12 protein-coding genes are annotated in these 10,276 nt (G+C 59.1%); 10 read left to right on the top strand and 2 right to left on the bottom strand.

The annotated features are described in order from the left end of the window. Positions 1-12 precede the first annotated feature (12 nt). Genes VGN12_12610 through VGN12_12655 form a run of 10 tightly spaced genes read left to right on the top strand, consistent with a single transcriptional unit; the run spans position 13 to position 7,946 of the window. A complete protein-coding gene (locus VGN12_12610; GenBank protein HEY4310284.1) occupies positions 13-747 on the top strand; it encodes a cytochrome c in 735 nt (244 codons plus the stop codon). After that, entirely contained in the window at positions 744-1,967 is a 1,224-nt protein-coding gene (locus VGN12_12615; protein ID HEY4310285.1) for a hypothetical protein, read from the top strand. The genes VGN12_12610 and VGN12_12615 overlap by 4 nt, the downstream gene beginning before the upstream one ends. After that, positions 1,960-2,541 carry a hypothetical protein gene (locus VGN12_12620; protein ID HEY4310286.1) on the top strand — a complete coding sequence of 194 codons (582 nt, stop codon included), beginning with the start codon at positions 1,960-1,962 and terminating at the stop codon, positions 2,539-2,541. Before VGN12_12615 ends, VGN12_12620 begins: the two co-directional genes overlap by 8 nt. Next, a complete protein-coding gene (locus tag VGN12_12625; GenBank protein ID HEY4310287.1) occupies positions 2,538-3,440 on the top strand; it encodes an SCO family protein in 903 nt (300 codons plus the stop codon). Before VGN12_12620 ends, VGN12_12625 begins: the two co-directional genes overlap by 4 nt. Then, the gene (coxB, locus tag VGN12_12630) at positions 3,437-4,468 is read left to right on the top strand and encodes a cytochrome c oxidase subunit II (protein ID HEY4310288.1); all 1,032 of its coding nucleotides are present in this window, start codon (positions 3,437-3,439) and stop codon (positions 4,466-4,468) included. Before VGN12_12625 ends, coxB begins: the two co-directional genes overlap by 4 nt. After that, a complete protein-coding gene (locus VGN12_12635) occupies positions 4,465-6,114 on the top strand; it encodes a cbb3-type cytochrome c oxidase subunit I (protein ID HEY4310289.1) in 1,650 nt (549 codons plus the stop codon). Before coxB ends, VGN12_12635 begins: the two co-directional genes overlap by 4 nt. Before the next feature lies 1 nt (position 6,115). Next, on the top strand, positions 6,116-6,850 hold the full coding sequence (locus VGN12_12640) for a cytochrome c oxidase subunit 3 family protein (protein HEY4310290.1): 735 nt from the start codon (positions 6,116-6,118) through the stop codon (positions 6,848-6,850). Between the two features lie 12 nt (positions 6,851-6,862). Further along, the gene (locus VGN12_12645) at positions 6,863-7,168 is read left to right on the top strand and encodes a cytochrome C oxidase subunit IV family protein (protein HEY4310291.1); all 306 of its coding nucleotides are present in this window, start codon (positions 6,863-6,865) and stop codon (positions 7,166-7,168) included. A 24-nt stretch (positions 7,169-7,192) separates the two neighbouring features. Next, complete coding sequence (locus VGN12_12650) at positions 7,193-7,552, top strand: hypothetical protein (GenBank protein HEY4310292.1); 360 nt, start codon at positions 7,193-7,195, stop codon at positions 7,550-7,552. Between the two features lie 28 nt (positions 7,553-7,580). Beyond that, positions 7,581-7,946 (top strand): GNAT family N-acetyltransferase, encoded by a 366-nt coding sequence (locus VGN12_12655; protein HEY4310293.1) that lies wholly within the window; start codon positions 7,581-7,583, stop codon positions 7,944-7,946. Positions 7,947-8,182: 236 nt separating this feature from the next. On the opposite strand, the gene VGN12_12660 is transcribed toward VGN12_12655, so the two are convergent. Both VGN12_12660 and VGN12_12665 read right to left on the bottom strand, forming a co-directional pair. After that, positions 8,183-8,380, bottom strand: coding sequence for a cold shock domain-containing protein (locus VGN12_12660; protein ID HEY4310294.1), 198 nt, complete (start codon positions 8,378-8,380; stop codon positions 8,183-8,185). A gap of 171 nt (positions 8,381-8,551) precedes the next feature. After that, the gene (locus VGN12_12665) at positions 8,552-10,075 is read right to left on the bottom strand and encodes an FAD-dependent oxidoreductase (GenBank protein HEY4310295.1); all 1,524 of its coding nucleotides are present in this window, start codon (positions 10,073-10,075) and stop codon (positions 8,552-8,554) included. Positions 10,076-10,276 lie beyond the last annotated feature (201 nt).

A 10,276-nucleotide genomic window follows, 5' to 3' on the forward strand; every position in this document is an offset into this window, starting at 1 on the left:
ATCCGCCGACGTATGCATGCTGATTTTAAACTGCCGCGCCCTGATGCAGGCGATTACTCGCCCTGGCCTGCGATGTTCCTCGTCGTGGCTCTGACCAGCGTGGGATGCCAACAGAAGATGGCGGATCAGCCGAGCTTCAGACCCGACGAGCCGAGCAGTTTCTTCGCTGACGGCACCTCTTCGCGCCGACCCGTGGCAGGAACGGTAGCCCGGGGGCACTTACGCACGGATGTCGCGCTTTATTTCGGCCGTCGTGCGCTACCCGAGGAACCGGACACTCGATCGACAACGGCGCCGAACGTTGCGACCGACGCGACGGCGCCGTCACTGCTGAAGGTCGAAGCGGCGCAGTTCGCCGACACGGTCGACGAATTCCCGTTCTCCGTCACGCGTGAATTGGTCGAGCATGGGCGGAACCGATACATGATCTACTGCGTCGTTTGCCATGATGCCGCCGGCACGGGACAGGGAAAGATTGTCCAGCGCGGCTATACGCGTCCGCCCTCCTATCACATCGATCGGCTCCGCGAGGCTCCGGTCGGCTATTTGTATCGCGTCGTGGCCGAGGGCTACGGCTCGATGCCGTCCTACGCCGGGCAGATTCCACCGCGCGATCGTTGGGCCATCGTGTCGTATGTTCGCGCGCTGCAGTTGAGCCAGCATTTCCCGCTCGACAACCTGCCCGAAGACTTGCGCCGGCAACTCGACGCCGGCGCGCAAGTGGCCACGGTCGGAGGGGCACCATGAATCTGCTGCGTCCTGACGCATTGGGTCGACTGGCCGGCTACCGTCGTGTGGCGCTCGTCATCGGTGCCATGGCGATGGTGATTGCGGTCGTCGGTGGCTTGTCTGATCCCGCGCAGTTCTTTCGCGCCTACCTGGTCGGCTGGCTGTTCTTCTTCGGGCTGGCGATGGGGTCGCTGGCCCTGTTGATGATCTACCACCTTACCGGGGGCGCCTGGGGATTTTTGATTCGCAAGACCCTGGAGCGCGCCGTCGGCACGATGCCGCTGGTGGCCGTTGGATTCGTCCCGCTGGCGCTTGGCGCGCATTATCTTTATCCGTTTGCGCAGGCCGATGTTGTCGCGAGCAACGAACTGGTCCGCTTCCAGCAGCGCTACTTGAGCGTTCCGCTCTTTGCGGTGCGTGCCGCCGGTTTCTTTGTGCTGTGGCTGCTCTTGGCGTGGTGCCTGCGCGGCTGGTCGAGGGCCGAAGATCGTACCGGGGACGCGCGTTATGCGCGGCGCTGCGAGAATCTGAGTGGGCCGGGCCTGGTCGCATTCGGTATTACGATGCATTTCGCGGCGATCGATTGGGTCATGTCGCTGCAGCCGGCGTTTCATTCCACGATATTCGGCCCCCTGGCCGTGTCGGGGCAAATACTTTCGGCGCAGGCGTTCGCGATCTTCATGCTCGCGGCGCTGAGTCGGCAGCCAGCGATCACGGAGAAGATTTCGGCGAAGGCGCTCACCGACCTGGGAAATCTGTTGCTGGCCTTCCTCATCGTGTGGGCCTACCTGTGCTGGTTTCAGTACATGTTGATCTGGATCGCCAACCTGCCGGTCGATGTCATTTGGTATGTCCCCCGGCTCGGCCGAGGTTGGCAGGCGGCGACGCTACTGATGGTCTGTTTTAGTTTTGCAATTCCGTTTTTGCTGCTGTTGTGGCGCATAGTGAAGCAAGACCTGCGTCGTATGAGCCTGCTCGCCGCCTGGATTCTGGTCACGCAGTTAGTCTTCGACGACTATCTCGTAACGCCTCCTTTTGCCGCTTCCGGATTCGGCCAGCGGTGGATGGAACTTGTGGTGCCGATTGGAATTGGCGGGCTGTGGAGCGCCTGGCTGTTGGTCGGGATCGAAACCTGGTCACCCCTTCCCTTGCACGATGCCAACGAGTCCTCGGCCGCGCGGCTGCGCGCTTCCGACGAGCACGAAGCGGCCTGGGAGGAGCTCTTCTCGCATGGCTAAAAAACGGCGTAAACGAGACGATCGCGTGCTCCCGGCGCAGGAAATTCCCGCGGGCGCCGCCGCGCCTACCGCGGCTGCGACGGGGGATGAATCGGCCGAGCAGCACCAGTCGCATCCGGACGTTCAATACGAACGCCGCGATGTCAAGTTTCCCGGCGTAATGATCGTGGTCATCGTCGGATTGATCTGTGGCGCGCTCGACTTCTACGTCGTCTGGACGCTGTTTGCAGGCAGGCAGCAGACGTTGAGCGAGGAAAACGTTTCGCGCTTTCCGCTGGCCGTGCGCTCGGAATCGGCCCTTCCGAACGCGCCACGGCTGGAGCAGATCGACCGCCTCGCTGCGCACGATACCGCCACGGACACCCAGCAGCCGGCCTCGGCCGAACAGTTGCTCTCGACGTTGGGTCGCACGGCCGAGGATGGGTTTGTCCACATACCGATCGAACGAGCTATGGAGCTGGTCGTTGACAAATTGTCGGTTCGCACCGCGCGCACGAGCCCCGGAAAGGATCGCGGCTTAATCACCGCGGGAGAATCGAATTCCGGCCGTCTATTTCGTGAGGCCGCGCCATGATGCACACGATTCTTTGCCTGGTGCTTGTGCTGGCCGCTTTGCCGATCGCAAAGCTGCGCGCTGAATCGGCGCTCCCCCGCGCCGTGCGCGACGTGGGATTCGATCAAAAGCTCGACCAGCCGGTTCCACTCGATTTGCCGCTTGTTGACGAGTCGGGCAATCCTGTGCAGCTGGGCGATTACTTTCACGGCAAGCCCGTCATTCTGGTGCTGGCCTACTATCGCTGCCCGATGCTCTGCACGCTGGTGCTCAACGGCCTGGTGCGAGGGCTGATCGACGTGTCGTTTGACGCCGGTAAAGAGTTCGAAGTCGTTACGGTCAGCATCGACGCGCGCGAGACACCGCAACTGGCCGCCGAGAAAAAACGGACTTACGTCGATCGTTATGGTCGTGCGCCGGACGGCGCGGGCTGGCACTTCCTGACGGCTTCTCAGGCCACGATCGATGAGATCACGCAGGCCGTTGGATTTCGTTATAAGTACGACCCGCTGCGCGACGAGTTTGCTCATGCCAGCGGGATCGTCGTCCTCACGCCGCAGGGGAGAATCTCGCGTTACTTTTACGACGTCAAGTTCTCGCCGCGCGATCTGCGCCTGGGGCTCGTCGAGGCTTCGCAGAACAAGATCGGATCGCCGATCGATCAGATTCTGCTGCTGTGCTTTCATTACGATCCCAACGAGGGCAAATACGGCGCGACGATCATGGCGATGGTCCGCTTGGGCGGCGTGCTGACGATGCTCGGGCTGAGTGGTCTGCTGTGCTTTCTTTGGAAACGGACGCCTCGCCAGCAGCCGCGCGCGGTGGGCGATGGCGAGCCGATCGCTTCATCGGAGCAGGAGGAATCGTGCGCGGCAGCCTTTCGTACTCACGGAGCCACGGGCCTAGAGGGGGGGCGATGAATACCGACATCGCAATTTTCCCCCCGCAAGCCTCGGTCACTGCCGAGCATGTTGATCGCCTGTTGTTATTCCTCACCGCGGTGTGTGGCGCGATGGGGCTGCTTGTCGCGGTGTTATTGGTTTTCTTCTCGATTCGCTATCGCCGCCGGGCGGGGGAAATCGGATCACCGCCGGCGACGGAGTCGAATCTGCTGCTGGAATGGGCCTGGACGATCGCGCCGCTGGGCGTCTTCGCCGTGATGTTTCTATGGGGGGCCGAGGTCTACGTCCGGGCCTACTACGCGCCCGACGACGCGGCGCCGATCTACGTCGTGGCCAAACAGTGGATGTGGAAAGTGCAGCATTCCGAAGGACAGCGCGAGATCAACACGCTGCACGTGCCGGTTGGGCGGCCCGTCAAATTGCTGCTGACATCCGAGGATGTGATCCATAGCTTCTTTGTGCCGGCGTTTCGCTTGCACATGGACGTCCTGCCCGATCGGTATACGTCGACGTGGTTCGAGGCCACGCAGCCGGGCACCTACCATCTGTTTTGCTCGCAATACTGCGGGACGTCGCACGCCACGATGATCGGGCAGGTGATCGCGATGCGGCCGGCTGAATACCAACAATGGCTGGCCTCGAGCGCCGAAGGTTCGTTGGCATTACAGGGACGAAAAGTCTTTCTCAAGCATCGCTGCGTCAGTTGCCATAGCGCCGACGAAAACGCCCGGGCTCCCGACCTTGAAAGCCTGGCGAATCGACCTGTGCAATTGACCTCTGGCGTGACGGTAACCGCCGGCGAGCAATACCTGCGCGAATCGATATTGCACCCCGGCGCGAAAATCGTGGCAGGTTATCAGAACATCATGCCGACGTTCGCCGGGCTGTTGAACGAAGAAGAGGTGAACGCCCTGGTGGCGTTCATCGGGTCGCTCAAGACCGGCGGCACGCCTTCCCGCGTGGAGACATTCCCGCCGCCCGTTCGCATCGAGGCGCAAAACGAAGCCGTCCGGGATTTGCCAGGCGCGGAGGATCGAGAGCCATGAGCACCACCACCACGCGGCGCATCGTGGTCGCGCCGCAGCCGCCACGACGACCAGAGACCTATTTGAACGTCAGCCGTGGCTTGCTGTCCTGGCTGTTGACCAAGGATCATAAGCGGATCGGGCTGATGTTCCTGGTGTCGGTGACGGTGATGTTCTTCATTGGTGGGTTTGCGATTGCCATCGCGCGGCTTAACTTGCTGACGCCCGAAGGGGGGCTGGTCGAAGCGGACACCTACAACCGATTGTTCACGCTGCACGGCGTGATCATGGTGTTCTTCTTCCTGGTGCCCGTCGTCCCGTCGGCCCTGGGAAACTTTGTGCTACCGATGATGATTGGCGCCAAAGATCTGGCGTTTCCCCGATTGAATTTGCTGAGTTGGTATCTGTTCACGCTCGGCGCGATGTGGACGTTGTATGCCATGATTGGCGGCGGCCTGGACACCGGCTGGACGTTTTACACTCCCTACAGCACGCAATCGTCGCATTACAACGTCGTGCCGACGATGATCGGCGTGGTCATCGCCGGATTTTCCTCGATGCTGACCGGTCTGAATTTCGTCGTGACGGTGCATTGGCTACGCGCGCCGGGAATGACCTGGTTCCGGCTGCCGATCTTTGTCTGGACACTGTATGCCACGAGTCTGATTTTTTTGCTGGCCGTTCCGGTGCTGGCGATGGCCCTGCTGCTGGTCGTGGTCGAGCGTGTGGCGCAGGTCGGCATCTTCGACCCGGCGCTGGGGGGCGACCCGTTGCTCTTTCAACACTTGTTCTGGTTCTATTCACACCCGGCGGTGTACATCATGATTCTGCCAGGCATGGGTATTGTGAGCGAAGTCATCCCGTGCTTTGCCCGCAAGCGATTGTTCGGCTATACGTTCGTGGCGTATTCCAGCTTGAGCATCGCGGCGTTCGGCTTTTTGGTGTGGGCGCATCACATGTTCGTAGCGGGTATCTCGCTTTATTCGGCGCTGGTGTTTTCCAGTTTGAGCTTCCTGGTCGCGGTGCCCTCGGCGATCAAAGTCTTCAATTGGACGGCCACGCTCTATCGCGGTTCGATCGTCTTCGAAACGCCGATGCTCTTCGCGCTGGGTTTCGTGGCGTTGTTCACGGTCGGAGGCCTGACAGGTTTGTTCCTGGCCACGCTGGGCATCGACATGCACGTACACGACACGTACTTCGTCATCGCGCATTTTCATTTCATCATGGTGGGCGGGATGGTAATGGCTTACATGGCCGGACTGCACTATTGGTGGCCAAAAATGACCGGCCGCATGTATTCGCAATGGTGGTCGCGGCTGAGCGCGCTGATCATCTTCGTGGGCTTCTTTCTGACGTTCTTGCCGCAGTTTGTCGTTGGCTATAACGGCATGCCGCGCCGCTATCATCGGTACGTACCCGAGTTCCAGGTGTGGAACGTCCTGTCCACGGCGGGCGCCTCGATCCTGTCGGTGGGCTATGTCCTGCCGTTGTGCTACCTGCTGTGGTCATTGTGGTACGGGCGCCGAGCAGGTCCCAATCCCTGGCATGCCACGGGACTGGAATGGCAGACGCCGTCCCCGCCGCCGCAGGATAATTTCGACGTGACCCCCGTCGTGGTGCGCGATCCGTACGAGTACCACCTGGAGAAGGCGCAAAATGAGGTCTGACATGGATCGCGTCGGCGAAACGACGACGGCCACGCTCGAGCCGGCGGTGCGTCCCCACGCATTGCTCGGAGAGCAGTATGCGGACCTCGAGCAGCAACATCATGCCGCCACGACTGGCATGTGGGTGTTCCTGGCCACCGAGGTAATGTTCTTCGGCACCCTGTTCGTCGCCTTAAGCGTGTACCGATATTGGTACGGCGAGGCGTTTGAGCGGACTAGCGAGAGACTCAATTGGCAAATCGGCTGCATTAACACGTTAGTTCTGCTCGTCAGCAGCTTCACGATTGTCATGGCCGTTCGCTACGCGCAGCTCGGCCGGCGTAAACCTGTGGTGAGATGCCTGGGATTGACGGCTGCGCTGGGACTTCTGTTTCTCGTCTTCAAGGGCATCGAGTACTACCTCGATTATCGAGAAAGCCTGATTCCCGACTGGAAGTTTGACCCGCAGGAGTGGACCGCCGAGTTCGGTCTGGCGGCGGATCAGGTTCCACAGGTGAAGCTGTTTCTCACCTTTTATTGGATCATGACCTTGTTTCACGCGTTGCACGTCACGATCGGCATTTGTGCAGTACTGGTCATGATGCTGCTAGCCGCGCGCGGTCGTTTTTCGCCCGAGTATTATTCTCCGGTCGAGGTCACGGCGCTGTACTGGCATTTCGTCGATATCGTGTGGATCTTTCTGTTGCCGATGCTCTATCTGCTCGGCACACATTCTCTGGAACGTTGGAAATTGTGAGGAAATGCCCAAATGTCCGCTCGCGTGCTATCCGTCGGCGTGTATGCGACCGTGCTGCTGGTTCTGCTAGCGCTGACCGTGCTGACGGTCAGCGTATCGTTCCTTCCGCTGAGTGGCGGGGCACACATTGCGGCCGGCCTGACGATTGGGCTGGTCAAGGCGTCGTTGGTGGCGCTAGTCTTCATGCATGTCATCAGCAGTCCGCGGTTGACGTGGATCGTGATCGTTGTCGCCCTCTTTTGGCTCGTGCTGCTGTTCGGCCTGATTTTCTGCGATTACGCCACGCGAGGCTTAATTACGTCCATGCCCGGGCATTAAACGCCGAATGCGAAGGAAAGTCTTATGGCCAGCGCTGCGAACAGGAAGGTGCCTCAAGTGGCGGTCGGGATTACCTCGATCGTTCTCGGAATGATCGGCCTAGCACTGTTCTTCTTACCGATTCTTGGCACGACAATCGGAGCCTGCGGCGTGATCTGCGGCATCGCAGGCATCGGGATGGGATGGGCGGGGTACCACAACGAATTGCGTTCAGCCTGCGTTGGTCTACTGCTTTCGAGCGTAGCGGTCACCCTGGGCCTCGCCATCAACTATGCCCCGATCGCGTACGAGCCGAGCAATGCGGTCCCGCGATTATGGCAGGCACCAATGGAAAATCGCTTCGTGCCGCCCCCTGCGCGTCCATTCCAATTCGACATTCCGTAATAAAACGGCAGAGCCGCAATTGATGCTTATGGCCGAGGTCGACGGAAGACCGGCAGGACTCGCAATTACGATTCCTGACTTCAACGAGGCCACACGTCCCTTGAATGGGCGATTAACCACATTTGGTTTGCCGATCGGTCTGTTCCGCCTGTGGCGGAATATGCGACGTATTCGCGCCGGCAGGGTGTTGGTGCTGGGAGTCCTTCCCGAGTATCGAGGAAGAGGCGTCACCGAGCTATTAATTTTGCGAACCCGTGACATTGGGCAGCGGCTCGGCTATATCGGAGCCGAATTAGGATGGACCTTGGAAGACAATGCATTAATCAACCGACCCATTCAGAAGGCTGACGCCGTTCCCTACAAGCGATTTCGAATCTACCACTCAGCCATTTGACGGCCCATGGAATCGGAAGAACGAGAGCACGGCGCACACTCGGCTTGTTGCGCCGCATACGCAAGAAATTTCCGCATGCCCGCGACTACCACTAGAAACCGCAACGCGAATCAACGACCGCATTGATCAAGCCTGCGTTGATCCTCGCGCATCGAACTCTCGTCGAAAACTCCAGTACGGCCGTAAGTGCTCACCGGCTTCTTGTCCTCACTTATCAAACTGACGATTCCGAGCACCTATACCAGCTTGACGTTTTCGGCACATGGCCCCTTCGGCCCGCGGCCCTCCGTGAACGACACCTTCTGTCCCTCGCGTAAATCTTCAAACTCGACGCCCTGCAGCGCCGAAGAATGGAAGAAAAGGTCTTTTCCTCCCCCCAGGCTAATAAAACCAAAACCCTTGTCCATTACCTTTTTGATCGTGCCTTCAGCCATCAATCCATCTCCAGATGATTTAGTCGGGACTCGCCGTCCGGCCATAATTGGCGGGTGGCTACTTTTCACGGATAAAGAATACCTCGCCACTACGCTGCCCCGCAAATAACAACACCAGGACGCTGGAACGGCGCGTCTGCGCCGTTGAAGCGCGGAACTCAAAATCGCGCATCACGTGGTTTTTGTTGGCCACGGGATTGCCTCAAGCGGCGATTCAGCGGGGCCGGCCAAAACTTCGCCCGATGCCTTGAACCGCGAACCATGGCACGGACAGTCCCAGGTTTGTTCAGCATCGTTCCAATTCACAAGGCACCCGAGATGTGTACATACGGCTCGGTGCAAACGACCCGTCGCATCGCCCGAGCAGGCGACGTTGGCGCCATCAATCTTGAGGACCTTCCCCTGCCCTATCTCAATATCGTCGGCATTCGGGGACTTGGTCACCTTTAGGCGGTCGGCTACGAAATAGTAGGGGAAATCGATGTTCTCCTTGATATAGTCCCACGTTCCGCCGCGTATCTTCTTGCGATCAACTGAAAAGAGCTCTTGCCAAGGATTCTCTTTTTTAAGAATGGCATCGCGAATGACCATACCGGCGACGGTCGCGAAAGTCATTCCATTGCCGTTGAATCCGGTTGCGGCGAACTGATGCGGCGATTCTTCTCCGATCAGCGGTAAGCCGTCATTGGTCTCAATCACCTGACCTGACCAGCGATGATCGAACTCGACTTCCGGCAGGAATTCGGACAGTGCCTTCGCCAAACGGTGGTAGCAATCTTCCGTATCGACAACCTGGCCGGTCTTATGGTCGTTGCCTCCAAATATCACACGGTTGCCGTCCCTCTCTCTGTCGACGCGCAAGTAATAGTAAGGATCGCTCGTATCCCACAGGCTCATCTCAGGTAGCGAACCAGTCGGAAGGCGCCCACTTACGACATACGAGGAATAACCGGCCAGCCTTGTCTGCAAGAGGGACGCTCGCAGAAGACCCCTCTTCCCCATCAGAGGAATCTCGGTCGCCATTACGATGTCCTGGCACGAAACCTGACAGCCGTTGGCAACGACCGCCAATGGCTTGTCTTCGACTTCGGACACCTCAGTGTGCTCGTGAACGAAGCTGCCGTTCCCGTCAACGAAGCATGCCAATGCGGAAAGATATTCTAGCGGCCTGAACTTCGCCTGATCGCGAATTTCCATGCCAGGTTTATTGACGATCGGCGAATCGTCGACAAACTCAACATCAAAACCGAGCTCCCGCGCCAGCTCGGCCTCTTCACGCAATGATTTGGTTTCGTCGTCATGACCGTACAGGACGGCATGTAGGAAACCAATAACGCGCCGAAACTCGCAAGCGATGTCGTGCTCTGCCACGATGCGCTCGATGGCGTTAACAGCCGTGGTGCCAGCTCGCCAAACTAGAGTGGCGGACTCCCGTCCGAATGCCTGGACGAGCTCAGAAAGGCGAACGTCGGTGACACACGTCAGATGGGCGGTCGTCCTACCCGTATCCCCACTGCCCAGGCGATCACGCTCCAGCAAGCAAACCTTTTTTCCAGCCCTCTTCAGGAAATACGCAGCGCTCACTCCGGCAATCCCGCCACCCACTACACAAACATCCACGCACAGGGACTTTACCAACGGCGGAAACGCAGGTCCATCTGATGCGCGCCAAATGGGAGAGGGCGAAATGCTCATAGGCCTTTCTAGTGCTTCAGAGAAAAACTTCTGGAATCAGCGACTTGCATTATGCACGGCCCTTAGAGCCTATCCGAGTACCGAACCGTTTGGCTGCAAGCATCCGTAGTGCAGGTTGAGGAGACCATTCTCGATTTGCACGGAGGTGCCTGTGGGCGATCAATCGACGTCAAAGTTTCACCACATCCCCGACGCGCTGTG

This window comes from Pirellulales bacterium, assembly GCA_036499395.1.
Taxonomy (GTDB): Bacteria; Planctomycetota; Planctomycetia; order Pirellulales; family JACPPG01; genus JACPPG01.

Excerpts from the sequence above, each read along its gene's own strand:
- VGN12_12610 (HEY4310284.1), top strand. The coding sequence starts at position 13 with ATGCATGCTGATTTTAAACTGCCGCGCCCTGATGCAGGCGATTACTCG.
- VGN12_12615 (HEY4310285.1), top strand. The coding sequence starts at position 744 with ATGAATCTGCTGCGTCCTGACGCATTGGGTCGACTGGCCGGCTACCGT.
- VGN12_12620 (HEY4310286.1), top strand. The coding sequence starts at position 1,960 with ATGGCTAAAAAACGGCGTAAACGAGACGATCGCGTGCTCCCGGCGCAG.
- VGN12_12625 (HEY4310287.1), top strand. The coding sequence starts at position 2,538 with ATGATGCACACGATTCTTTGCCTGGTGCTTGTGCTGGCCGCTTTGCCG.
- coxB (HEY4310288.1), top strand. The coding sequence starts at position 3,437 with ATGAATACCGACATCGCAATTTTCCCCCCGCAAGCCTCGGTCACTGCC.
- VGN12_12635 (HEY4310289.1), top strand. The coding sequence starts at position 4,465 with ATGAGCACCACCACCACGCGGCGCATCGTGGTCGCGCCGCAGCCGCCA.
- VGN12_12640 (HEY4310290.1), top strand. The coding sequence starts at position 6,116 with ATGGATCGCGTCGGCGAAACGACGACGGCCACGCTCGAGCCGGCGGTG.
- VGN12_12645 (HEY4310291.1), top strand. The coding sequence starts at position 6,863 with ATGTCCGCTCGCGTGCTATCCGTCGGCGTGTATGCGACCGTGCTGCTG.
- VGN12_12650 (HEY4310292.1), top strand. The coding sequence starts at position 7,193 with ATGGCCAGCGCTGCGAACAGGAAGGTGCCTCAAGTGGCGGTCGGGATT.
- VGN12_12655 (HEY4310293.1), top strand. The coding sequence starts at position 7,581 with ATGGCCGAGGTCGACGGAAGACCGGCAGGACTCGCAATTACGATTCCT.
- VGN12_12660 (HEY4310294.1), bottom strand. The coding sequence starts at position 8,380 with ATGGCTGAAGGCACGATCAAAAAGGTAATGGACAAGGGTTTTGGTTTT.
- VGN12_12665 (HEY4310295.1), bottom strand. The coding sequence starts at position 10,075 with ATGAGCATTTCGCCCTCTCCCATTTGGCGCGCATCAGATGGACCTGCG.